The 23,032-nt window shown below is 64.6% G+C and carries 21 protein-coding genes; 11 read left to right on the forward strand and 10 right to left on the reverse strand.

Going from position 1 to position 23,032, the window contains the following annotated elements:
• Positions 1 to 76 precede the first annotated feature (76 nt).
• From N551_RS0124285 to N551_RS0124295, 3 genes are all read right to left on the reverse strand, one after another.
• Positions 77 to 2,578, reverse strand: a complete 2,502-nt coding sequence (locus N551_RS0124285) for a GAF domain-containing protein (RefSeq protein ID WP_027569107.1) — start codon at positions 2,576 to 2,578, stop codon at positions 77 to 79.
• Between the two features lie 114 nt (positions 2,579 to 2,692).
• Positions 2,693 to 4,348 carry a thiamine pyrophosphate-requiring protein gene (locus tag N551_RS0124290; protein ID WP_256379062.1) on the reverse strand — a complete coding sequence of 552 codons (1,656 nt, stop codon included), beginning with the start codon at positions 4,346 to 4,348 and terminating at the stop codon, positions 2,693 to 2,695.
• 191 nt (positions 4,349 to 4,539) lie between these two features.
• Entirely contained in the window at positions 4,540 to 4,959 is a 420-nt protein-coding gene (locus N551_RS0124295) for a hypothetical protein (protein ID WP_027569109.1), read from the reverse strand.
• Positions 4,960 to 5,154: 195 nt separating this feature from the next.
• Between N551_RS0124295 and N551_RS0124300 the strand changes: the two genes are divergently transcribed.
• Positions 5,155 to 6,600 carry a hypothetical protein gene (locus N551_RS0124300; protein WP_027569110.1) on the forward strand — a complete coding sequence of 482 codons (1,446 nt, stop codon included), beginning with the start codon at positions 5,155 to 5,157 and terminating at the stop codon, positions 6,598 to 6,600.
• A 1-nt stretch (position 6,601) separates the two neighbouring features.
• Here N551_RS0124300 and N551_RS0124305 read toward each other — a convergent pair whose 3' ends face one another.
• From N551_RS0124305 to N551_RS0124335, 7 genes are all read right to left on the reverse strand, one after another.
• Positions 6,602 to 7,285 (reverse strand): class I SAM-dependent methyltransferase, encoded by a 684-nt coding sequence (locus N551_RS0124305; protein ID WP_027569111.1) that lies wholly within the window; start codon positions 7,283 to 7,285, stop codon positions 6,602 to 6,604.
• Between the two features lie 8 nt (positions 7,286 to 7,293).
• On the reverse strand, positions 7,294 to 8,289 hold the full coding sequence (locus tag N551_RS0124310; protein WP_027569112.1) for a glycosyltransferase family 2 protein: 996 nt from the start codon (positions 8,287 to 8,289) through the stop codon (positions 7,294 to 7,296).
• 171 nt (positions 8,290 to 8,460) lie between these two features.
• Positions 8,461 to 10,023, reverse strand: a complete 1,563-nt coding sequence (locus N551_RS0124315) for a hypothetical protein (RefSeq protein WP_051462897.1) — start codon at positions 10,021 to 10,023, stop codon at positions 8,461 to 8,463.
• A gap of 184 nt (positions 10,024 to 10,207) precedes the next feature.
• Positions 10,208 to 10,372, reverse strand: a complete 165-nt coding sequence (locus N551_RS0124320) for a Flp family type IVb pilin (protein WP_027516964.1) — start codon at positions 10,370 to 10,372, stop codon at positions 10,208 to 10,210.
• A 191-nt stretch (positions 10,373 to 10,563) separates the two neighbouring features.
• The gene (locus N551_RS0124325) at positions 10,564 to 10,746 is read right to left on the reverse strand and encodes a hypothetical protein (protein ID WP_027569114.1); all 183 of its coding nucleotides are present in this window, start codon (positions 10,744 to 10,746) and stop codon (positions 10,564 to 10,566) included.
• Between the two features lie 174 nt (positions 10,747 to 10,920).
• Positions 10,921 to 11,157 carry a hypothetical protein gene (locus N551_RS0124330; protein WP_027569115.1) on the reverse strand — a complete coding sequence of 79 codons (237 nt, stop codon included), beginning with the start codon at positions 11,155 to 11,157 and terminating at the stop codon, positions 10,921 to 10,923.
• 57 nt (positions 11,158 to 11,214) lie between these two features.
• The gene (locus N551_RS0124335; protein ID WP_027569116.1) at positions 11,215 to 12,183 is read right to left on the reverse strand and encodes a Ku protein; all 969 of its coding nucleotides are present in this window, start codon (positions 12,181 to 12,183) and stop codon (positions 11,215 to 11,217) included.
• A gap of 232 nt (positions 12,184 to 12,415) precedes the next feature.
• Here N551_RS0124335 and N551_RS38985 point away from each other — a divergent pair, with 232 nt between their 5' ends.
• From N551_RS38985 to N551_RS0124385, 10 genes are all read left to right on the forward strand, one after another.
• Positions 12,416 to 12,571 (forward strand): hypothetical protein, encoded by a 156-nt coding sequence (locus N551_RS38985; protein WP_007593402.1) that lies wholly within the window; start codon positions 12,416 to 12,418, stop codon positions 12,569 to 12,571.
• 230 nt (positions 12,572 to 12,801) lie between these two features.
• Positions 12,802 to 13,473 carry a response regulator transcription factor gene (locus N551_RS0124345; protein ID WP_027569117.1) on the forward strand — a complete coding sequence of 224 codons (672 nt, stop codon included), beginning with the start codon at positions 12,802 to 12,804 and terminating at the stop codon, positions 13,471 to 13,473.
• A 121-nt stretch (positions 13,474 to 13,594) separates the two neighbouring features.
• The gene (locus tag N551_RS0124350; protein WP_027569118.1) at positions 13,595 to 14,971 is read left to right on the forward strand and encodes a sensor histidine kinase; all 1,377 of its coding nucleotides are present in this window, start codon (positions 13,595 to 13,597) and stop codon (positions 14,969 to 14,971) included.
• A gap of 161 nt (positions 14,972 to 15,132) precedes the next feature.
• Complete coding sequence (locus N551_RS0124355; RefSeq protein WP_027569119.1) at positions 15,133 to 16,533, forward strand: hypothetical protein; 1,401 nt, start codon at positions 15,133 to 15,135, stop codon at positions 16,531 to 16,533.
• A 99-nt stretch (positions 16,534 to 16,632) separates the two neighbouring features.
• Positions 16,633 to 16,902 carry a hypothetical protein gene (locus N551_RS0124360; protein ID WP_007593394.1) on the forward strand — a complete coding sequence of 90 codons (270 nt, stop codon included), beginning with the start codon at positions 16,633 to 16,635 and terminating at the stop codon, positions 16,900 to 16,902.
• A gap of 131 nt (positions 16,903 to 17,033) precedes the next feature.
• Positions 17,034 to 18,149, forward strand: coding sequence for a c-type cytochrome biogenesis protein CcmI (ccmI, locus tag N551_RS0124365; protein ID WP_027569120.1), 1,116 nt, complete (start codon positions 17,034 to 17,036; stop codon positions 18,147 to 18,149).
• A gap of 37 nt (positions 18,150 to 18,186) precedes the next feature.
• Complete coding sequence (gene ccmE, locus N551_RS0124370; RefSeq protein ID WP_027569121.1) at positions 18,187 to 18,714, forward strand: cytochrome c maturation protein CcmE; 528 nt, start codon at positions 18,187 to 18,189, stop codon at positions 18,712 to 18,714.
• Positions 18,711 to 20,693: a heme lyase CcmF/NrfE family subunit gene (locus tag N551_RS0124375; protein ID WP_027569122.1), complete on the forward strand. Its 1,983-nt coding sequence runs from the start codon at positions 18,711 to 18,713 to the stop codon at positions 20,691 to 20,693. The genes ccmE and N551_RS0124375 overlap by 4 nt, the downstream gene beginning before the upstream one ends.
• Before the next feature lie 4 nt (positions 20,694 to 20,697).
• Positions 20,698 to 21,180 carry a cytochrome c-type biogenesis protein gene (locus tag N551_RS0124380; protein ID WP_027569123.1) on the forward strand — a complete coding sequence of 161 codons (483 nt, stop codon included), beginning with the start codon at positions 20,698 to 20,700 and terminating at the stop codon, positions 21,178 to 21,180.
• 229 nt (positions 21,181 to 21,409) lie between these two features.
• Complete coding sequence (locus N551_RS0124385) at positions 21,410 to 22,993, forward strand: Do family serine endopeptidase (protein ID WP_027569124.1); 1,584 nt, start codon at positions 21,410 to 21,412, stop codon at positions 22,991 to 22,993.
• Positions 22,994 to 23,032: the final 39 nt, after the last annotated feature.

The following is a 23,032-nucleotide window of genomic DNA, read 5'->3' on the forward strand; positions in this document are numbered from 1 at the left end:
GGCCGACACCGGACAGCGAGAGCAATTGCCGTCGAACGAGCCAAGCCAGATTCGTCACGGCATCCTCCGGGCGAGTCTATCTCTTGTTCTGGTCTGAAAAGCTGCTCTGTCGCGGCAGCCGGATCGTGAATTCCGTGAACTTGCCCGGCTCCGTCGCGACGTCGATGGTGCCGCCGTGCTGCTTCACGACGATGTCGTGGCTCATCGACAATCCGAGACCGGTGCCTTCGCCGGCCGGCTTGGTGGTGAAGAACGGATCGAACATCTTTTCCTTCACCTCGTGCGGAATGCCGGTGCCATTGTCGCGGATGCTGATCTCGATGCTCTCGCCCCGGTCGCGTGTCGCGGCGATCACCACCGGCTCGTAATCGGCGGCGGCGCCATCCGACTTGCGCTTGGCGACCGCGTGGAAGCCATTCGAGATCAGGTTCAGCAGCACCCGGGTGATCTCCTGCGGAAACACTTCCGCTTGCCCGGCCGCCGGATCGAGCTCGCGCTTCAGCGTCACGTCGAACTGTGGCTTCTCGGCGCGGGCGCCGTGAAAGGCAAGGTTGAGGCTCTCCTCGACCAGCGCGTTGATGTCGCTCAGCCGATGCTCGCCGCCGCCCTCGCGGGAATGCAGCAGCATGTTCTTGACGATGGAGTCGGCGCGCCTGCCATGCTGCACGATTTTCGCGAGATTGTCCTTCAACAGTCCAGTCAGCTCGTCGACCTCGCTGCGGACGTCGTCCGCGAGCGGGACAGGCGCGAGCGCCTCGTTCAGTTCGTCCGTCAGTTCGGCGGACACGGATGCAAAATTGTTGACGAAGTTGAGCGGATTCTTAATCTCGTGCGCGATGCCGGCCGTGAGCTGGCCGAGCGACGCCAGCTTCTCGGTCTGGACCAGCCGGTCCTGGGCTGCGCGCAAATCGTCGAGCGATTTGGCGAGGTCCCGGGTGCGATCCTGCACCTCGTTGAACAGGCGCGTGTTCTCGATGGCGATCACGGCCTGGTCGGCAAAGGTCTTGAGCAGGGCGATCGCCTTGTCCGGGAAAGGACCGGCCTCGGGCCGCGTCACGCCGATGGTGCCGATCGCGACGCCGTCGCGCAGCATCGGGATCACGAGGATGCTGCGATAACCTCGCGTCCGCGCCAGCTCTCTCATGGCGTCCGTGAGGTCGGGCTCGTTCTGCATGTCGCTGCGGGATGCGAACTCTCCGCTTCTTGCCACCCGGCTGTGAATGCCGGATGCCGACAGCGGCGCCGGGAACGAGCTGAGCAGCTCTTCATTGCCGGCTTCGTTGTCGGTGCTGAAGGCGGCCAGGTGCAGCAGGCCGTCGATGACGCGCGTGACGGTGGAGGAATGGCCGCCGACCAGGGACTTGGCGCTATCGGAGATCGCCTGGAACACCGGCGTCACATCCGCGGGCGAGGCCGCGATCACCTTGAGAATGTCGGCGGTCGCGGTCTGCCGTTCCAGCGCTTCCCTCGTGGTGTTGAACAGGCTGACATTCTTGATCGCGATCACCGCCTGGTCGGCGAAGGTCTGCAGCAGCCGCACTTGATGCTCGCCGAACGCGCCGGTCGCGCGTCGCGTGGCGACGATGACGCCGATGGCCTCACCGTCGCTCATCAAGGGCGCGAACAGCATGCTGCGGTAGCCGCGGGCGCGCGCGATGTCGCGGGCCGCCGGTTCGACCTCGGTGTCGGGCAATTGCGCCGCCACCCCATCGGCCACGAGCCGGTAGGGCGGAAACTGCGCGAATGGCACCGGGAACGAGGACTGCAGCACGCGATCACCGGCCGGATCGGTCGGCGTGAACGCCGCAAGGTGCGCGGCGCTGCCGATGTAGCGCAGCACCGCCGTGGAGAAGCCGCCGATCAGCCGGTTGGCGTTGGCGGCGATGGCGTCGAACACCGGCTGTACGTCGGACGGTGAAGCGGCCATCACTTTCAGGATGTCGGCGGTGGCGGTCTGGCGCTCCAGCGTCTCGCGCGTCTCGTTGAACAGCCGCGCATTCTCGATCGCGATCACCGCCTGATCGGCAAAGGTCTGGAGCAGCTGGACGAGGTCGGTTGCGAACGCGCCGGGCTCGGCGCGCGTGACGCTGATCATGCCGACTGGCGTCCCCCGGTTCATCAACGGCATGAACAGCACGCTGCGGAAGCCGCGCAGCCGCGCAAGGTTCCGGTTCAGCTCCGGGACCTCCGCAGCTTCGCTATCTGGAAACTGGATCGTCTCGCCGCCACGCACCAGCGCGAAGGTCGGAAAGTCGGCAATCTTGCGCGGGAACGACGCCTTGAGCCCTTCGTCCGCCTCGGGGCTGGTTGGTGTGAACGCCACGAGGTGGAGCTCGTCCTCGATGAACTGAAGCACAGTGGCGGAGAAGCCGCCGAGCAAGCGCCTGGAGCTGGACGCGATCGCCTCGAAGACCGGCCGGGCATCGGACGGAGAGGCCGCGATGGTGCGCAGAATCCCGGCGCTGGCGTTCTGACGATCGCGCGCAATCGCGAGTTCGCTGCGAAGCTGCGCGTTCTCGGCCGTGGCCGCCTGTAACAGGCGCTTGAGTTCCGCGATGTCGTTGGAAGGGGCGGTCATTCGCAATCCGGCTTGATGCTGCGACAAGCGCGGCACCAGGGCGGATTATCACATCTCCTGCGGCCGGAGCCAGCGTCCGCGACAGCGAGTTTTGCTGCCGGAATCCAGCCCGCTTTATGTGCCCGGCCGAGACACCTCGGTCTCCTTGCTGGTGATGAACTCCAGCAGCACGGGAACGCCTTCCTGCGTCTTCTGGATGCCGCGCCTGATCGCGGGGATGATGTCCTCAGGTCGCGTCACCCGCTCGCCATAGCCGCCGAAGGCGCGCGCCATCGCGGCGTAGTCGCCGGAAATGTCGGTCGACCGATATTTCTCGGTCGACACCGGCATCACCTTCAATTCGATCGCCATTGAGAAATTGTTCAGCAGGATCGACATGATCGGGATGCGCTCGCGCACCGCGGTCTCGAAATCCATCCCGGTGAAGCCGATCGCGGCGTCGCCCCAGACATTGATGCAGAGCTTGTCGGGCTTTGCGAGCTTGGCGCCCATGGCCAGCCCAAGGCCGTAGCCGAGCTGCGTCGTCTTGCCCCAGCCGAGATAGGTGAGGGGCTCGACCGACTTCCAGAACGGCGAGAGCTGGTCTCGCGGGCTGCCGGCATCGTGGGTGATGATGGTGTTGCCGATGTCGACGGTGTGCTGTAGGTCCCACAGCACGCGATAGGGACTCAAGGGCGCGTCATTGCTGGTGAGCTTCGGCATCCATTTCGCCAGCCACTCCTTGTGCGAGGCCGCGATCTCGGCCGCGACCACTGAGGCGTCGCGATCCGCGGTGACGGTCTTGCCGATCTCCTCCAGCAGCGCATCGAGCACGAGCCCGGCATCGCCGACGAGGCCGATCCTGGCTTCGACGTCCTTGTTGAGATGGTTCGGATCGAGTGTGGAGTGGATGATGGTTTTGTCTTTCGGCATCGCGATGCCGAAGCTTGTTTCGGTGAAGGAGCAGCCGATGCCGAAAATGACGTCGGCCTCGGCCAGGAACTTCGGCACCGCGCGCGGCACCGCAAGGCCGCCGGAGCCAAGCGAGAGCGGATGTGTCTCCGGGAAGGACGATTTGCCCCCAAGGCTGGTGGTGACGGGAATGGCGAGCCGTTCGGCCAGCCGTTTCAGTTGTGGCCACGCCTGCGCGTAATGCACGCCCTGGCCGGCATAGATCACCGCGCGCTTGGCGTTGACGAGCAGGTGGGCGGCCTCCTTCACATGAACAGGATCCGCCCCATAGCGGGTGCGCAGCACAGGCGTGTAGTTCAGCGGCTCCGGTACATCTTCGTTCCACATGTCCGCGGGGATCTCGACGATGACAGGCCCGCCTCGGCCGTTCTTCAGCTTGGTGAAGGCGCGGCGAAAAATGTTGGCGACCTCGGCGGCAAGGATGATCGGTTCGGACGATTTCGAAAACGCCTTCATCGCCTCGCTGGAATTGAAGTTCGGCTCGATATGCGCAAGCCTGCGCTGATAACCCATCGGCAGCACCAGCACGGGAACCGATTCGCCGTAGCATTGCGCGACGCCGCCCATCGCGTTCTCCGCGCCGGGCCCATGCTGCATGCAGAACGCGCCAATCGAGCGTCCCGACGTCACCCGCGAGATCGCATCCGCCATGTGGATGCCGACGCGCTCCTGCCGCACCATCACCGGCCTGATATCGGCCTTGGCCGCATGTTCGATCAGATGGTTGACCGGATAGCCGCAGAGGATCTCGATTCCCTCGCGCTTCATGATTTCCGCAATCGCGGTGCCGAGCTTCATGGCGTCTCTCTCCCTGGGCAGGCCGGTTGGTCCGGCTGATTAGGGGAGAGAGGATCAGGAAATTGGCGGAGGGTAAAGCGTGAGCGCGTGAGAGCTGCGGTAGGCCAGCTATGCAGCGAGCTGCCGTAGCCCGGATGGACGCAGCGCAATCCGGGGCCGTGCCACCGGATATCCCCGCGACGAATTTCGCCGCGCTCCATCCGCTACGACCCCTACTTGCAGCTTTGGCAGATCCTCAGCTTGCGTTTCAACGCCTCGTCTTCTTGATCGATCAATTGCTCAGCGGCGCCTTTATCACCTGGGTCGGCCTTGGAGCTCTTCGCAGTGCGTGACCTCACAGGCGGGACCACCTGATGCGATGTGTCGTTGTCGTCGCCAGTGCCTACGCTGAAGCCATCGTAGTCGGCGGCTGGGTTCGGCGCCGATGGAAGCCCGCCGATCACAGGCGGCGAAGCTTCTCTGATGGATGCTGCCGGCGGAGGTCTGGGATTTTTGGCGCCCGCATGCAGCGGCGATCCATTGGGCGGAGAAAGCGAAACCGGCGGTGCGGCCGAAGTCTGTCCTCTCGCGCCGTCCTGCGACCAGACGCCGACAAAGACGAGGCTGAAAGCCAGGAGCATCACGCTTCTCATCCGCATCCTTGCAGTTGTGGTTGGTCGATTGACAGTATGAAGGGTATCAGGACCCGCATGGTCGTCAAAGCGCCGCAGCCCGGATTTCGCAGCCGGGAGTATGGTTCACAAAGGGTGACCGGCCCGCCGCGCACTCCCCAGCCGCCGTGAACGTCAAAGAGGAATTTAACGCTTGGGCCCTAACTTGCGCTCGCCATGAGTGAACAGGCCGTCCACAGCGAGGTTCAACCGTTTTCGGCGCGCGCGGCGCTCCCCTGGCTGGTGAGCCTTGGCGTCTATGTCCTGCTGCTGATCCTAGGACCGCGGCTGCTCAATGATCCCGACACCTATTCGCACATCGAGGTCGGGCGCTGGATCATCGCGCACGGCACGCTGCCGGCGAGCGACCCATTTTCTTTTTCGAGGCACGGCGCCCCCTGGATCACCTTCGAATGGCTCTCGGAGATCATCTACGCCGGAGCCTACGCGCTTGCCGGCTGGCAGGGCGTCCTCGTCGTCGGCGCCGCGGCGATAGCGCTCGCCTTCGGCCTGTTCACGTTCTTCCTGCTGCGCGAGCTTTCGCCGGCCCAGACGCTGCTCATGGTGATCGCGGCCGTGATCCTGTTGGCGCCGCATATGCTGGCGCGGCCACACGTGCTGGTGCTGCCGCTGATGGTGACCTGGGCGGCTGCCCTGGTACGCTGCATGGATCGTGGAGGGCCCCCGCCGTATTGGGCCCTTCCGCTGCTGGTCGTGTGGGCCAATCTGCACGGCAGTGTGGTGCTGGCGCTTGGGCTGATCGGCCCCGGGGGGCTCGAGGCGCTGCTGCGCGAGAAGCGCAGCGAATGGCCGCGCGTATTCCTGCGTTGGCTTCCATTCACCGCGCTTGCAGTCGCTGCGTCCTGCCTGACGCCCTACGGGCCGGATCCGCTGCTGATGCCCCTGACCACGCTCGGCCTCGGCCCCGCGCTCGGTTGGATCGCGGAATGGCGGCCGCAGGATTTCAGCCACATAGGCTTCTTCGAGTTGCTGCTGCTGGCCGGCATCTTCGCGCTCTCGCGTGGCGTGACGCTGCCGGTCGTGCGGGCCTTGGTCGTGATCGGCTTGCTGCATTTCGCGCTGGCCCAGATCCGCAATGCGGATCTGCTGGCCGTGCTGGCGCCGCTCTATCTGGCGGCTCCGCTGGGGCGGAAGTTCGGCGGACCGATTGCGGAAGATGCTGCCGGCTCGTCGCGCGGCCTGAACCTGGCCACACTGGGTGTGTTGATCGTGGTGAGCGCGGCGACGCTGGCCCGTGATATACGGCCGGCTCCGGCCATTACCCCTCAGGCTGCCATCGCTGAAGCCAAGCTCGCCACGACGGGGCACGTGCTCAACGACTATTCCTTCGGCGGCTATTTGATCTTTGCCGGCATTCCCACCTTTATCGACGGTCGCGGTGAACTGTACGGGGGAGCGTTCATCAACCGCTACAATCGCGCCCTGGCGCTGGTCGATCTCGGCGACTTTCTCAAGTTGCTCGACGAATACAACATCGGCGCGACGCTGCTCGCGCCGGGGACGCCGGCGATAGCGATGCTGGACCGGCTGCCCCAATGGCAGCGCGTCTACAGCGATGACGTGGCGGTCGTGCACAAGCGGCGAGATATGCCGCAAAGATAGATCAAGCGGTCCCGAAGGCGGCGTATTGGCCGCCGAGCGGCACCCTTCTCAGGGTCGCTTCGAGGCGCCGCGCGGGCTTGGTGTCCCAGGGCAGCAGCAGGAAATGGCGCGCACCGATCTCGCGCAAGCCGCCGGCAGCCATCAATTTTCGGGCTTTGCCCGCCCCGAGCAAGACCGCGTCCCGGTCGAACTCACAACGCGCGACGGCAAGGCGCGTCAGCGGGTTGTATGGATTGTGCTCGATGACGCAGACGAGTCCCCCGCGGCGGGTCACGCGCCGCATCTCCGCGATGAATTGCGCCCATTCAGCCGGCACGACGTGGTGCATCACGCAGACGGCCGTGACCAGATCGAAGCTGGCATCGTCGAATGGAAAGGTGCGGCCGTCAAACTCACGGTAGTCGACCCTGCCATTGTCAGCGCGTGCCTGCGCCAGGCTGGCCGAAGAAACGTCGATACCGCTCAAGTGGCCGACCATGCCGTGCAGCAGGGGATGAAGGCTGCCTACGCCGCAGCCGACGTCCAGCATGTCGGGCCTCTCCGTGTCGAGCCGCTGCGCGATCAGATTGCCCAGCAGATCGGCCTTGGCGCGCATGAAGAAATGATGCGGCAAACCGGAGAAGTCGATCGAGGATTGGACCACGTCACGGTAGTTGTCGTGATAACCGTCGAAGAGCTCGGTCATGCGCTGGGTCACTCGTTGACGGCGTGGACCGCGGGCGCGGCCGCCGCCTCGTTGCGCTCGAAGCCGGCGCGTGTCTGCACCACATAGAGCGGACGCCGTTTCACCTCGGCATGGATGCGGCCGACGTAAAGCCCCACGATGCCCGTCATCAGCATGTTCATTCCACACAGCAGGGACACGACGACCATCGTCGAGGACCAGCCGGTCACGAGATGACTATCGTTGCTGAGCCACAACAGGATCACCCAGCCGCCATAGAGCAGTGCCAGACCCGAGACCGTCAATCCGCACCAGATTGCGAGCCGCAAGGGCAGATCGGAAAAGCCGAGCGCGGCGTTCGTCGCGAGCCGCACCATCTTGAACAGCGGATATTTGGTCTCGCCCGCTGCACGCTCGAGGCGGTGAAAGGTGACCTCGGCCTGCCGGAAACCGAGCCACGCGATCATGCCGCGTACGAAGCGGTCCTGCTCCGGCATCTCCCGAAGCGCGTCGAGCACCTTGCGATCGATCAGGCGGAAGTCGCCGACATCGGCGGGGATGCCGACCGAGGACATCCTGCCGAGAAGCCGGTAGAACAGATGCGCGGTCGCGCGCTTGAATCGGCTTTCGCCGTCGCGCGACAGGCGGCGGGCGTGGACGATGTCGTTGCCTTCCTGCCATTTTGCGATCAATTGCTCGATCACTTCGGGCGGATCCTGCAAATCGGCATCCATGACGATGATCGCTTCACCCTGCGCGGCGTCCATGCCGGCGGTGATGGCGATCTGATGCCCGAAATTTCGCGACAGGCCGATATAGCGAAAGCGCGGGTCGCGCGTGGCGAGTGCCTGTAGCACGATCGAGCTGGAATCACTGCTGCCGTCGTCGACGAAGATTGCTTCTGCCGGCCCGTCGAGCCGGGACAAGACCAGGTCGAGCCTGCGCAGCAGCACCGGCAACACGGCTTCCTCGTTGAACACGGGGATGACGAGGCTGTAGCGGATCGACTGGAAATTGGCCGCCATGCGAGAGAGTCCAACTCGTTGCAGGAGCGGAAGTCTATGCCGGTGGTGGTTAAGGTCGCCTTGCCACAACCATTAAGGATATGGGGCGCCGTGGCGGCTTCCAATGAGGCGGGTGCGGATGGTGATACCCGATTAACCACGCTGGGCAGCGCTTCGGCCTAGGACTTCGGCCTAGGACTTGCGGCGGATCTTGTAGAGAACAAATCGCTCCGAGGTGTCCAGCGCTTCCAGTAGATCCGGCAGCGGGTTTGCGACCTTCGGCCCGAGGACGTAGAGATAGTCGTAATCCTGGTGCCAGGTGCTGACGAACGGCGGAACGCCAGCCGGCGGCCGGCTTGCCGCAATCGCGGTAAGCACGCCGAGCGGCACCGGCCCCCCGTAGGGAATGGCAAGACGGCGCACGTCCTCGCGGGGCCGTACGGGCTGCTTGCCCGCTTCCGTGAATAGATTGGGCACGAACGCGTTGGCATAGTGCACGGCCAGCGTCGGCGCATAATACATCGGATACGAGGTGAGGTCGGCGAAGGGCGGGTCTCCATTGTCGTCCGTGCTGGCGACGAGGATGCGCGAACCGCGATCGATCTTGTAGAACGATGCGACGATGGCCGCATAGTCGGTGCGGTAAGGCAGCCAGACCGCGAGCACGACAGCGAGATTGATCAGTATGACGCTACTGACCGCGGCGAGCGCTGCCATTCCCCATACCCGGCTGGGCAGCGTCAGCGAGCAGAAAGCCGGCAGGATCAGAGCCGCAGCGGGGATCACGCGCAGGTCGACGAACGAGGTTCCGAACAGCTTCGACGGAATGACGACATAGAGCAGCGCGAAGCCGATCGCGAGCCAGCTTCCGGCTGCTTCGAGCTTGAGGACGCCGCGCCTTGCGGCGAAGAACAGCGAGATCATCAGCGTCAGTCCGGTCGCCGCCGCGACCGTCAAATTGTAGCCGTTCATGATGCGCAACGGCCAGATCGGTTTGAATCCGAAGAACCAGTTCGTTCCTTCGCTTCCGATCGATCCCGCGGTCATGCGCATGATCCCAAACAGGGCAAGCGCCGGTATGGCCAACGCAGCGAGCCGCGCGGCGGCGACACCGTAAGATATTCGCCCATGGCGGATGCGCGAGAGCTCGTAAAGGCCGAGCGTCGCGCCGTAGATGCCGAGGGAGAAGAAATGCGCCGCAAACAGCGCTGCAACGAAGACCATGTTGACGACGAAACGCAGTGGCCATGGGCGTTCCGCGAGCATCAGATAGAGCGCGATGCCGCAGAGAGCGAGGCCCAGTCCGAACTCGAAATTCACGAAGCCCCAGCTGAACGGCAGACAGTAAAGGAAAGCGAGCGCCGCAAAGCCGGCGAGATGGACCCATCCCTTCCGGGCCCATTCGAGCAAAAGCGCGCCTCCGACGATCAGCAATTGGCTCAGGAGCAGAAACAGCCGCGTGGCGTTCTCGACGCTGATCAGCCGCGCCATTTGCGGGACCAGCAGATCCATTCCAAGGTTGGGATAGAATGCCCAGGCCACTTCGTAATACGGATTGGCATTGGGAGTGCCGTTCTGGCTCAAAATGTACATCCGGGCGAGGTGATTGGGATAGTCGACCATCGCGGGGATAGGGGTCAGCAGCACCGGAAGAAACGACAGGGCCGCCAGGACAGCAAGAACGGTGATCGCCACCGACTGGTCCGAGCCAAGACGAGCCCGGATTGTCGAGGTCGGCTTGTCGGAAGGAATCATGTCATAGGGCCGCTGGAGTTTGAGCTTACGCTCTACGACGGCGCAACCGCACGACACAACGCCATAATGTGAACTTCGCGAAAATCAAGCTGGGGTCGCCGCCGCATCGGAAGGAGGAGCCCGTCATCCGGCGCGCTGCACGCGGACTCGTGCTGATGAGATTGCGGCGCGCCGGCTATGCCGGCTACTTCACCGCCGCGCTGATCGAGTTGAATTTGCCGCTCAGGAGTGCACCGCCCGTGTTGTTCACGGCCGTGATGATCGCGAGCGCGATGCCCGTGGCGATCAGACAATACTCGATGGCGGTGGCACCATTTTCGTCGGCAAGAAATGACTTGAGCAAAGTCATCGTCAACTCCTGTTCATCCGTCCAACCTAGGCTGGTGCCGTTTTCGGAATGGTAAATTGATTCACTAATTTTTCGCGGGCGCGTCAAAACGCAGGTGGATGGTCCTCACCTGCCGTTTGATATGGTGTCATCGATTGACTTAAGGTTTCGTCACCCAATTCGGACGCATTTGGCGATGTCGTCGTGGTGTCTCAGGACGATATTTGGCGTTTCGGCGCGGCCTTGCCGGGGCGTTTCAGCACTATCGCCAGACGTCCGACCAGATAGCTGACCACGGACGGCTGCGCCCGCGCGGAGCTGCCGGCGAGGCTTTCTTCCTCGGCCGCGTCGTTGACGATGCCGATGTAGTTCTTTCTGGCGTCCTGCTGCTGCACGAGCCTGCAACCCCGAGTTCAATCGAGGGCGACCATGCTGCGCTGAGCGGGAAGCGTCGGTTAATTTTGTCTTCCGTAGGATTACGTGCCGCCCCCCGCGACTGCGGGCAGACGCTGAAAGCGCGGGCTTGGCTTAACGGATTGTTGAGCCTGTTCTCGACCGGGGTGCAAAGCTCAGTCGCGCCGAGCGTCCGCATTCAGCGCCCGCAACACCGCGATGCGGGCGAACATCATCCAGCCGCCGCCGGTCTCGGCCGCGTTGATCAGGGTTTCGATCGCGGTCTGCCAGTGGCTCGCATGCTGCGTATCCTCGGGCAGTCGCATGATGTGATCGGCAGCTTCTTGCAGCGTCCGAAGCTTGCGCCCGCCACGTAACGAAATGGGGTCGTCGAACGCGGTCGACCAGGGCATGTCAGGTCGACCGATCGACGAGGGGAGGTATCACGGCGTCGTCGCTGTGCGATGCTGCTAGCCGGCCTTCTTCGCCCGCGCCGGCGCGCGCGCTGGCTTGTCGGCCTTCTTGGGAGCGGCTTTCGCAGCGTCCTTGCCGCCCTTGCCGGCGATCGGCAGCAGCATCTCGCGCTGGCCTTCGTCGCGCTTCTTCGGCTTCTTGCCCTTGATGGCGTCCTTGGCAACCTTCGCCGTGGGGCTTGCGTCCTTCTCGTTCGCGATGCTCTTCTTCAGCGCGTCCATGAGGTTGATAACGTTGCCGCCGGTCTTGGGCGCCGCCTTTGCTGCGATGGGCGCGCCGCTACGCTTCTTGTTGATGAGGTCGATCAGCGCGGTCTCGTAATGGTCCTCGAACAGCTCGGGCTCGAACGCGCCGGACTTCTTCTCGACGATGTGCTTAGCAAGGTCGAGCATGTCCTTGGTCAGCTTCACGTCCTGGATGTCGTCGAAATAGTCCTTCTCGCCGCGCACCTCATAGGGGTAGCGCAGCAGCGTCCCCATCAGGCCGCTCCCGAGCGGCTCCAGCGCGATGATATGCTCGCGGTTGGTCAGCACCACGCGGCCGATCGCGACCTTGTCCATGCTCCGGATCGTCTCGCGGATCACCGCAAAGGCGTCATGGCCGACCTTGCCATCGGGCACGAGATAATAGGGGCGGATCAGATAGCGGCTGTCGATGTCGGTCTTCGGTACGAACTCGTCGATCTCGATCGTGTGGGTGGAGTCCAGCGCAATGTCGTCGAGCTCGTCCTTGGTGACCTCGATATAGGTGTCGGTGTCGACCTTGTAGCCCTTGACGATGTCATCCGAGGTCACCTCGTCACCGGTCTCGGCGTCGACCTTGAGGTACTTGATCCGGTGGCCGGTCTTGCGGTTGATCTGGTTGAACGAGACCTTCTCGGTATCCGAAGTGGCTGGATAGAGCGCGACCGGGCAGGTCACGAGCGACAAACGCAGAAAACCCTTCCAATTGGCGCGGGGGGCCATGGGCTACTCCAAACGCAACGGGGACAGAAGACGAAGATACCATCGGGGAACAACGAATCATAGCAAGGCGGATTGCTGAATCTTGCAACTGCGTTAACCGGCCGCCGGTGCGCGGGTGCAACCTGATCAGGCCGCAAAGGCCGGAACATCATATCCCATCATGCGTTGCCACGAGACATTCCGCCGCGAGCAGTCGCGGCCATCCGACGCGACAGCCAGAATTGAGGTCACCATGGCAACCACGCGAGACCAACGTCAGATCGTGGAAACTCCGACCGAGGCGCGCCAGGGCGAGCCTGGGCCGTCGGTGGCGGCGCTGCTCGCCATATCCACCGGGCTTGCGATCCTGATCCTCGCGGTCATCTGGTTCGTGTTCTTCCGGACCTGATCGGCAGATCGACCGGACGGTTCGCACCTTCCGACTCGCCGCATAACGCGGCACATTGCGCCCGCCAGGCCGTCGGTTCGTCCGGTGGCTTGGCGGGCGCAATGCGTTTAGCGCGAACAGGTCGGATATGACCAAAAAGTAACGCGGCCGGTTCCCCGCGTTCATATTCAGTTCACGCCGGAATTGCTCATCTGTGCGGGTGTTCATGCGGCCTAATTCTGGAGAGAAGCGTGCGCCTGCTCGTCGTTGAGGACGACCCCGATCTCAATCGCCAGCTCACCAAGGCGCTGACCGACGCCGGCTATGTCGTCGATCGCGCCTTCGACGGGGAGGAGGGGCATTATCTCGGTGACAACGAGCCCTACGATGCCGTGGTGCTCGACATCGGCCTGCCGAAGAAGGACGGCATCTCGGTGCTGGAAGCCTGGCGGCGCAACGGCCGCACCATGCCGGTCCTAATCCTCACCGCGCGCGATCGCTGGAGCGACAAGGTCCAGGGCTTCGATGCCGGCGCCGACGACTACGTCGCAAAGCCGTTCCATCTGGAGGAGGTGCTGGCGCGCATCCGCGCGCTGCTGCGCCGCTCCACTGGCCACGCCCAAAGCGAGCTGAGCTGCGGCCCCGTCACGCTCGATACCAGGACCGGCCGGGTCAGCGTATCAGGCAATCCCATCAAGATGACGTCGCACGAATATCGGCTTCTGGCCTACCTGATGCATCATTCGGGGCGCGTCGTGTCCCGCACCGAGCTGGTCGAGCATCTCTACGACCAGGACTTCGACCGCGACTCCAATACCATCGAGGTCTTCGTCGGCCGCATCCGCAAGAAGCTCGACGTCGACATCATCCAGACTGTCCGCGGCCTCGGCTATCTCCTGACCCCGCCGCCCCCCGGCGCTTGAACCGTGGTGTCTCGAACGATCTTGTCTAGACGTATCTTGGCTTGACGGGCGGCCCGGCAGAGGCCTTGTTCGGGTCATGAGTTCCGACGCCATGCCTCCCCGCGCCTCCGGGATCATTCCGATGCCCGCCAGCTCGCTCGCGAACCGCCTGTTCCTGTCGGCGACCGCGTGGCTCGTGGTGATCCTGGCCATCACCGGCGTGGTGCTGTCGTCGGTCTACAAGAACGCCACCGAGCGCGCCTTCGACCGCCGGCTCAATCTCTATCTCCGCACACTGATCGCCGAGGTCGCCACCCCCGACGAGCCGCCGGACCGCCAGTTCCAGTCGCTCGGCGAGCCTCTGTTCGAGCTGCCGTTGTCCGGCTGGTACTGGCAGATCACGCGGACCGACCCCGAAAAGCCGGAGGTGCGCTCGTCGCGCTCGCTCTGGGACAAGAAGCTGCCGAAGCTTGAAGAGCAGGGCACCGAGCTTACCGCCGCCGGCATCCGGATCGCTTATGTCGACGGTCCGGAGGGACAGAACCTGCGCATGGTGGAGCGGCCGGTCGATCTCGGCGCGGACGGCAAATTTCTCGTCAGTGTCGCCGGCGACGACACCGAGATTTTCGACGAGACGCGCAGTTTCGACTACTATCTCGGCGGCACCTTCACCGCGCTCGGCATCGTGTTGCTGCTGACCACCGTGTTCCAGGTCCGCTTCGGTCTCGCGCCGCTCAAGCGCATCTCCGAATCCATCGCCGACATCCGGTCCGGGCGGGCGGAGCGGCTCGAGGGCGAGTTCCCGGTCGAGATCGCGCCGCTGGCGCGCGAGACCAACGCGCTGATCGACGCCAATCGCGAGATCGTCGAGCGCGCCCGCACCCATGTCGGAAACCTCGCTCACGCCATCAAGACGCCGCTCTCGGTCATCGTGAACGAGGCCGGCGCGCATCCCGCCGATCCGTTCGCGGCCAAGGTGATGGAGCAGGCGGACGTGATGCGCGACCAGGTCGCCCATCATCTCGAGCGCGCGCGCATCGCGGCGCGGGTCTCGGTCGTCGCGACGGTGACGGAGGTTGCACCGGCCATCGAGGCGTTGCGGCGGACGATGGAGAAGATACACCGCGGCCGCGGCATCGTGGTCGAGGCCGAGGCTGATCCGTCGGCGAAATTTCGCGGCGAGCGGCAGGATCTGGAGGAGATGGTCGGCAATCTCGTCGACAACGCCTGCAAATGGGCGGCCTCGCGGGTCTTCATCGAAGTTCTGGTGGAGGCGCCGCATCAGGCGAGCGCCGGTCCGCGGCTGCATATCATCGTCGACGACGACGGCCGCGGCCTGTCGGAGGCCGAGCGTACCCAGGTCTCACGGCGCGGCCAACGGCTCGACGAGTCCAAGCCCGGATCGGGGCTGGGGCTGTCGATCGTGACCGAGCTCGCTGCGCTCTACGGCGGCAGCCTCTCACTCGGTCGCGCGCCGACCGGGGGCTTGCGGGCGGAGCTGGTCCTCCCCGGAATATAATCCCTTGTTCCGACGCGACTATTTGACCTGCAGAAGCACACCGATCCGGAAGAAACCAGGGGTATTCGGAGCGACTTCCTAAACGGCTTCTTAAGCGGGCCCACCTATGATCGAGCAGGACGGATCCCACGTTCGCCATTTACCGTTCATTACCCGGGCGCATGAGCCAGACATCGATCGAGCGGCTGAGGGAATATCTCGCGCAGCTCCCGCCGCAGGCGCAGGCACTGCTGATGCGGGAGTTCGAGCGCGCGCTCGAGCGCGGCCAGGACACGGCCGTGGCGACCCTCGTGCTCGACCAGCTGCGCAAGATTGTCCGCAAGACGGAAGCCGAGGAAGCAACGCCGCCGCGCACGGACGATCTGTCGCGGCTACTGTTCCAGGTACTGGAACCATTCCTGGTCGAAACAGGCGCCCCGATCCGGGCCGGGCAGATCCGCCGCTCTTCCCTGGCTCCGATCTGGCAATGGCTCGGCCGCGACGGTGCTCCGGCCAAGCTAAGCGAATTCGAGGCGGCGCTGGCGCGCATGCCGGCCGACAGTGCAGGGCAGGTCGAAGCGCTGGCCTCGAAGCTCCAGGCGGTCGCCGCGGATGCCATCTTCGAGCTGACGGGGCCGGGCGGGGGTGACAAATCGCGTGCGCTCGCCCGCGTCGGTCCGCCCAACGTGATCGAGGATCTCTATTCGACCGGGGCGGTCCTCGCGGTCCGCGAGGCTATCGGCACCCTGAACGAGAAGCTGCCGCGCTCTTTGCGCGCCTTCGGCGATGCCCAGATCGCCTCGGTGACTGCCGCGCTCAACATTCCCGTCCTCCAGACGCCGCAGATGCTGCCCTTCGCGCTCTCGATGGTCGTGCAACGGATGACCGCGCCGTGGCAGATCATCCGCCTCGCCATCAAGATTGCCGCGTCCGACGACGAGATCCGTGTCGCGGCAACGCCCTATGGAGTCGCCGTCACAATGGCGCTGCATGATCTGTCCTGCGTGGCCGCCGTCCTGCGCATGGACATCAAGCGCGGCCATTTCGACAATGTCGCCGGCAATCTCAAGACGCTGCACGACGGCGTCCGGGGCCTGCGTACCGAACTCGACCTGCGCAACGATTCCGCCTGGGGCAAGCAGTTGACCTCGATCCGGGCCGACATCTCCAACGCGCTGCAATCCGAGATCGACAGTGTTCCCGGCCGCGTCCGCCGCATCCTGCGCCAGCGCGCCGAGAAGGACATTCCGCCGGGCGCGCGGATCGACAGCACCGAGGTCGAGGAAACCGTGGCGCTGATCGATTTCGTCGCGACCTGTCGCAACTATGCGAGCGAGCTTGCGATCAACGAGGTGACACTGCGCACCTATTCCGACCTGCAGCAATATGTCGAGCGTTCAACCGAGCAGCTGGTGCAGTCGCTGCGCGGCGCCGATCACAAGGTCCGCACCTATCGGCAGCAGCAGGTGCAGGCCGCGATCCGCTTCTGCCAGGTGTTGTTCGGCGATGATTATGCTTCGCTGATGAGCCGCGCCGCGGAGAACGCGGCCACGGGCGAGCGCAAATCGTCGCGCGCGAGCTGATCCAGGCGCATATTTCAGTAGTCACAATTTCAGGTTGACGATGCCGATGTCGGGCCCTACGGTCGCCGTGCAAATTTTGATATTTCTATCTGTGGGCGCATGAAATCCGTTATCAGTTCCATCGAAATCGAGAATCGCGTCGTCGTTGCCAAATATCAAAGGCTGATGGTCGGCGCGAAGGTGGTGCTGGTCGAGAAGGCAAGCGGTCGGCAGCTTCCTGAGACGGTCACCAGGGTTGCATCGCCCGTTCCGGTCGGGGCGTTGCGCATCAGATTGCCCGACGCTATCGAGCCGGGAACATACTTCCTGAAGGCCTTCAACGGGCATGGCGAGGACGCCGCTCAAAGCGCGGACTTCGAGATCGGCTAAGCCGTTGGATTTTCACCATTTCGGGACTGTGCGCGGTCGCGCCGAATTGACAATTGTCAATTGCCGCATCGTCCGGCCGTGGTGTAAAGCCACCTGTGGGCGCGGCTTGCGCGCTGCCGGAAGCTTGCCAGATGATGCTATGGTTCGTGTTCGCGCTGATGACGGTCGCGGCGATCTTCGCCGTGCTTTTGCCGCTCGGCCGTAGCGGACGCGCGCAAAATCAGGGCAGCGAGGTCGCGGTCTACAAGGACCAACTCGCCGAGATCGAGCGTGATCTTGCCGCAGGGCTGATCGCTGCGCCCGAAGCCGAGGCCGCGCGCGTCGAGGTCAGCCGCAGGCTGCTCGCCGCAGCCGGCAGCGAGCCCGCAACGGCGCCGAAATCCAGCCTCAAATGGCGCCGCGCGGCGGCCGTGCTGGCGCTTGCCGGCCTGCCGCTGGTTGCGATCAGCGTCTATGTGCCGCTCGGCTCGCCCAGGCTTCAGGACTTTCCACTGGCGCAGCGGGAGCGCGGATCCGGGTCCGGCATGGCGCAGTCGCTCGAGAATCTGGTCGTCCAGGTCGAGCAACATCTGGAAAAGAATCCGACCGACGGGCGCGGCTGGAACGTGATCGCGCCCGTGCTGGAGCGGCTTGGCCGCTTCGATGACGCCGTGCGCGCCTATCGCAACTCGCTCACCTACAATGGCGAGAGCGCGGAACGCCGGTCCGATCTCGGCGAAGCGATCTCGGCCGCCGCCGGCGGCGTCGTGACCGCCGAGGCCAAGACCGAGTTCGAGCGCGCGCGGGCGCTCAGCGCTGACGACCCCAAGGCGAACTATTTTCTCGGTCTCGCCGCCGAGCAGGACGGCCGCAAGGACGATGCCGCCAACATCTGGCGCGCGCTGCTGGCGAAAGCGCCGGCGGATGCGCCGTGGCGCCCTCTGGTGCAGACCTCGCTCGCCCGGGTCGGCGGCGGTGGCGCTACGATGCCGGCGCTGTCGGATGAAACCCTTGCAGCTTCCAAGGACATGAAAGAGGGCGATCGCAACGCGATGGTTCGCGGCATGGTCGAACGGCTCGCCACGCGCCTCAAGCAGAACGGCGACGACGTCGAGGGTTGGCTGCGCCTGGTGCGCGCCTATCTCGTGATGGGTGATCGCGACAAGGCGGTGGGGGCATCGACCGATGCCCGCCAGGCGGTTGCCAACGATGCAGCGCGGTTGCGCCAGCTCGATGAAGGCCTCAAGACACTCGGGCTCGACGGATGACGATGTCAGGACGAGACGGGCAGGGAATGGATACGCCATGACGCGCAAGCAGCGACGTATGACCATCATCGGCGGCTCGCTTGCCGTGCTCGCGCTCGCCGCCGCGCTGGTGCTCAACGCATTGCGCGACTCCATCGTGTTCTTCTCGACGCCGACCATGGTCGCCGAGAAGCACGTTGCGCCCGGCAAGCGGTTTCGCCTCGGCGGCCTGGTGCAGCCCGGCTCGCTCCAGCGCGGCGACAATCTCGCAGTGACCTTCGAGGTCGCCGACGGCGGCGCAAAGCTTCCGGTCGCCTTCAAGGGCATTTTGCCCGATCTGTTCCGGGAAGGGCAGGGCGTCGTCGCCGAAGGCGCGCTCGACGCCGATGGCGTGTTCAAGGCCGACACCGTGCTCGCCAAGCACGACGAAACCTACATGCCCAAGGACGTCGCCGATGCCCTGAAGAAGCAGGGGCACTGGAAGGATGACTACGGCGCCAAGGCTTATGATGGCGTCAAGGCTTCCGATAGCGTCAAGCCCGCGGCCACGACAGCGCAGGGCAATCCGCAGGGAGCAGTGCGGTGATCGCGGAGTCAGGACATTACGCGCTGGTGCTGGCGCTCGGATTGGCACTGATCCAATCCATCGTGCCCCTGATCGGTGCGCGGCTGCGCGATGATGCGCTGATGAATGTGGCGCGCTCCACTGCGCTGGCGCAGCTTCTGTTCGTCGGTGCGTCGTTCATCGCATTGGTGATGCTGCACGTAGAGTCGGATTTCTCGGTCGCGAACGTCTACGAGAATTCCCACTCCATGAAGCCGCTGCTCTACAAGATCACCGGCGTGTGGGGAAACCATGAAGGTTCGATGCTCTTGTGGGTGTCGATCCTCGCGCTGTTCGGCGGATTGGTCGCGGCCTTCGGCAACAATCTGCCGCTGTCGCTGCGCGCGCATGTGCTGGCCGTACAGGCGTGGATCGCCAGCGCCTTCTATCTCTTCATCCTGGTGACTTCCAACCCGTTCCTGCGCATCGCCAACCCGCCGATCGAGGGACGCGATCTCAATCCGGTGCTTCAGGACATCGGTCTCGCCGTGCATCCGCCAATGCTCTATCTCGGCTATGTCGGCTTCTCGATCTCGTTCTCCTTCGCGATCGCGGCGTTGCTGGAGGGGCGGATCGACGCCGCGTGGGCGCGCTGGGTGCGGCCGTGGACGCTGGTCGCCTGGATCTTCCTGACCCTCGGTATCGCCATGGGCTCGTACTGGGCCTACTACGAACTGGGTTGGGGCGGCTGGTGGTTCTGGGACCCGGTCGAGAACGCCTCGTTGATGCCGTGGCTTGCCGGAACAGCGCTGCTGCATTCGGCTCTGGTGATGGAGAAGCGCAACGCGCTGAAGGTCTGGACCATCCTCTTGTCGATCCTGACCTTCTCGCTGTCGCTGCTCGGCACCTTCCTGGTGCGCTCGGGGGTCATCACCTCGGTGCATGCCTTCGCGACCGATCCAACCCGCGGCGTGTTCATTCTCCTGATTCTCTGCCTGTTCATCGGGGGCAGCCTGTCGCTGTTCGCGGGGCGCGCGACCTCGTTGAAGCAAGGCGGCCTGTTTGCGCCGATCTCGCGCGAGGGTGCGCTGGTGCTGAACAATTTGCTGCTCACGGTCGCCTGCGCGGTGGTGCTGTTCGGCACGCTTTATCCGCTGGCGATGGAGATGCTCGCCGATTTCAAGATGTCGGTCGGTGCTCCCTTCTACAATCTGACCTTCGCCCCGCTGTTCACGCTGTTGCTGCTCGCCGTGCCGTTCGGGCCGATGCTGGCATGGAAACGCGGCGATCTGCTTGGCGTCACCCAACGTCTGCTCGCGGCCGGCGTTGCCGGGCTTGTCGCCGTTGCCATGGTTTGGGGCTGGGCGCTCGGCGGCAGCGCGCTGGCGCCATTGGCAATCGGACTTGGCGTCTTCGTCATTGCCGGCGCTGCGACGGATCTGGCCGAACGAACCGGCTTGTTCCGCCTGCCGTTCGCGACGACGCTGCATCGTGCCCGCGGTCTGCCGCGCTCGGCCTGGGGCTCGGTATTCGCGCATGCCGGCCTCGGCGTCGCGCTGATCGGAATCGTCTGCGAGACCACCTGGAACAGCGAATATATCGCCACGATGAAGCAGAACGACGTCGCCCATGTCGCCGGCTATGACGTCAAGCTGGACGGCCTGTTTCAGCGCCAAGGGCCGAACTTCCACGAGATGATCGCCGAATTCAACGTCAGCCACGACGGCGAGAAGCTCAGCGTGATGACGCCGTCCAAGCGCAGCTTCACCACCCGCGGCTCCTCGACCACCGAGGCCGCGCTGCTGACGCGTGGCGCCAGCCAGCTCTACATCTCGCTCGGCGACGCCACTGCCGAGGGCGCCATTGCCGTGCGCATCTATCACAAGCCGCTGGTGCTGCTGATCTGGTGGGGGCCGGTGCTGATGGCGTTCGGCGGCGTGCTGTCGCTGTCGGACCGGCGCCTGCGGGTCGGTGCGCCAAAACCGGCGCGGGCAAAGCAGCGCCTGCAGCCGGCGGAGTGATCTGATGCGCCGAATGATGGTCGCGTTCGTCGCACTGATGCTGCTGGCCTTGCCTGCGGCGCATGCCGTGCAGCCCGATGAGATCATGTCGGACCCTGTGAAGGAGTCGCGTGCACGCGACTTGTCGCGCGAGCTGCGCTGCATGGTCTGCCAGAACCAGTCGATCGACGATTCCGATGCGCCGCTCGCGCGCGATTTGCGGCTCCTGGTGCGCGAGCGCATCGCGGCCGGCGACAGCAATTCGCAAGTACTCGATTTCCTGGTCGCGCGCTACGGCGAGTTCGTGCTGCTCAAGCCGCGCTTCGAGCGCCAGAACATGCTGCTGTGGCTGCTCGCGCCGCTGCTGCTGCTTGGCGGCGGCCTGGCGCTATGGCTTCAAATCCGCCGGCGCTCGCGAAATGGTGCAGACCTACCGGCTCCGCCGCTCACGCCCGACGAGGAAGCGCGGCTCGCCGCATTGATGGCGGATGAAGCCAAATCGCGCTAGCTACGTTGCTGCACATCGAGCCGGCACTGCGCGGGCGTTCCTGGAACCTCGTTAAGTTCCTGCCGGTTCAACACTTTCGGCCGCGATAAACTGCCGCATCCGCATCCGCGTTCATTACAAAAGTTTAACCCCGCCGCCAGCGCACGGTAAGGCGGCAGCCCCCATCTTCAGGTTCGTAAGGCGCCGCCGTCAGGCGCCAAATGGATTTCAAGGCCCTGGAGATCTCTGCATGACCGACCGTTCCGACCTCTCGCACCTTCCGTCCTACCGGCAGCCCCGCCGATCCGTTTTCTCGGCCCGCAAGATCGCGCTGATGGCCTCGGTCGTCGCCGGCCTCGGCGCCGCCGTCTACGGCTTCGGCACGTCGACCTCGCCGGCCGACCTGTTCTCGAGCCCGGCGCATGCACAGGTCAACAACGAGGTCCGCAAGGTCGAACGCCCGATCGGTTTCGCCGACATCGTCGAGCGCGTGAAGCCGTCGGTGATCTCGGTGAAGGTCAACATCAAGGAAAAGACCGCGAGCAATGATGATGGCGATGACGCGCAGTCGCCGTTCCAGCCGGGCTCGCCGATGGAGCGGTTCTTCCGCCGCTTCGGCGGTCCGGATGGCATGCCGGGCCTGAAGGGTGGTGGCGGTCGTGGCCGCGTCGTGCAGGGCCAGGGCTCCGGCTTCTTCATCTCGGCTGATGGCTTCGCCGTGACCAACAACCACGTGGTCGACGGCGCCGACAAGGTCGAGGTCACGACCGACGACGGCAAGACCTACACCGCCAAGGTGATCGGTACCGATCAGCGCACCGACCTCGCCTTGATCAAGGTCGAGGGCAGCTCGAACTTCCCGTTCGCGAAGCTTGCCGACGGCAAGCCGCGGATCGGTGACTGGGTGCTCGCGGTCGGCAACCCGTTCGGCCTCGGCGGCACCGTGACTGCCGGCATCGTTTCGGCCAGCGGCCGCGACATCGGCAACGGCCCCTACGACGATTTCATCCAGATCGACGCGCCCGTGAACAAGGGCAATTCCGGCGGTCCGGCCTTCGACACCAACGGTGAGGTGATGGGCGTCAACACCGCGATCTACTCGCCCTCCGGCGGCAGCGTCGGCATCGCGTTCTCGATTCCCGCGAGCACAGTGAAGAGCGTGGTGGCGCAGCTCAAGGACAAGGGCTCGGTCAGCCGCGGCTGGATCGGCGTGCAGATTCAGCCGGTGACATCCGACATCGCCGACAGCCTCGGCATGAAGAAGGCCGAAGGCGCGCTGGTTGCCGAGCCGCAGGCGAATGGTCCGGCGGCCAAGGCCGGCATCGAGTCCGGTGACGTGATCACGTCGGTCAACGGCGAATCGGTCAAGGACGCCCGCGAGCTCGCCCGTACCATTGGCGGCCTGGCGCCCGGCGCGACCGTGAAGCTCAACGTGCTGCACAAGGGCCAGGACAAGGTGGTGAACCTCACCCTCGGCCAGCTGCCGAACACGATCGAGGCCAAGGCCGACATCGACAAGGACAGCGGCAAGGGCGCGAGCCGCGGCACCGACGTGCCCAAGCTCGGCATGACCGTGGCGCCCGCCGATTCCGTGGCCGGCGCCGGCAAGGAAGGCGTCGTGATCACCGAGGTCGATCCGAAGAGCGCGGCTGCCGAACGCGGCTTCAAGGAAGGCGACGTGATTCTCGAAGTCGGCGGCAAGAGCGTGAGCACCGCCGGCGAAGTCCGCGACGCCATCAACACGGCGCGGACCGACAACAAGAACAGCGTCCTGATGCGAGTGAAGAGCGGCGGCCAGTCGCGCTTCGTCGCCGTGCCCATCGCCAAGGGGTAACGAAGGGCCCGGCCTCAGGACCTCCGAGATGAAGGGTGT

Source organism: Bradyrhizobium sp. URHA0013 (assembly GCF_000518345.1).
Lineage (GTDB): Bacteria > Pseudomonadota > Alphaproteobacteria > Rhizobiales > Xanthobacteraceae > Bradyrhizobium.

Coding starts and splice junctions, on each gene's coding strand:
- N551_RS0124285 (WP_027569107.1), bottom strand. CDS start 2,578: ATGACCGCCCCTTCCAACGACATCGCGGAACTCAAGCGCCTGTTACAG.
- N551_RS0124295 (WP_027569109.1), bottom strand. CDS start 4,959: ATGAGAAGCGTGATGCTCCTGGCTTTCAGCCTCGTCTTTGTCGGCGTC.
- N551_RS0124300 (WP_027569110.1), top strand. CDS start 5,155: ATGAGTGAACAGGCCGTCCACAGCGAGGTTCAACCGTTTTCGGCGCGC.
- N551_RS0124305 (WP_027569111.1), bottom strand. CDS start 7,285: ATGACCGAGCTCTTCGACGGTTATCACGACAACTACCGTGACGTGGTC.
- N551_RS0124310 (WP_027569112.1), bottom strand. CDS start 8,289: ATGGCGGCCAATTTCCAGTCGATCCGCTACAGCCTCGTCATCCCCGTG.
- N551_RS0124315 (WP_051462897.1), bottom strand. CDS start 10,023: ATGATTCCTTCCGACAAGCCGACCTCGACAATCCGGGCTCGTCTTGGC.
- N551_RS0124320 (WP_027516964.1), bottom strand. CDS start 10,372: ATGACTTTGCTCAAGTCATTTCTTGCCGACGAAAATGGTGCCACCGCC.
- N551_RS0124330 (WP_027569115.1), bottom strand. CDS start 11,157: ATGCCCTGGTCGACCGCGTTCGACGACCCCATTTCGTTACGTGGCGGG.
- N551_RS0124335 (WP_027569116.1), bottom strand. CDS start 12,183: ATGGCCCCCCGCGCCAATTGGAAGGGTTTTCTGCGTTTGTCGCTCGTG.
- N551_RS38985 (WP_007593402.1), top strand. CDS start 12,416: ATGGCAACCACGCGAGACCAACGTCAGATCGTGGAAACTCCGACCGAG.
- N551_RS0124350 (WP_027569118.1), top strand. CDS start 13,595: ATGCCCGCCAGCTCGCTCGCGAACCGCCTGTTCCTGTCGGCGACCGCG.
- N551_RS0124355 (WP_027569119.1), top strand. CDS start 15,133: ATGAGCCAGACATCGATCGAGCGGCTGAGGGAATATCTCGCGCAGCTC.
- N551_RS0124360 (WP_007593394.1), top strand. CDS start 16,633: ATGAAATCCGTTATCAGTTCCATCGAAATCGAGAATCGCGTCGTCGTT.
- ccmI (WP_027569120.1), top strand. CDS start 17,034: ATGATGCTATGGTTCGTGTTCGCGCTGATGACGGTCGCGGCGATCTTC.
- ccmE (WP_027569121.1), top strand. CDS start 18,187: ATGACGCGCAAGCAGCGACGTATGACCATCATCGGCGGCTCGCTTGCC.
- N551_RS0124380 (WP_027569123.1), top strand. CDS start 20,698: ATGCGCCGAATGATGGTCGCGTTCGTCGCACTGATGCTGCTGGCCTTG.
- N551_RS0124385 (WP_027569124.1), top strand. CDS start 21,410: ATGACCGACCGTTCCGACCTCTCGCACCTTCCGTCCTACCGGCAGCCC.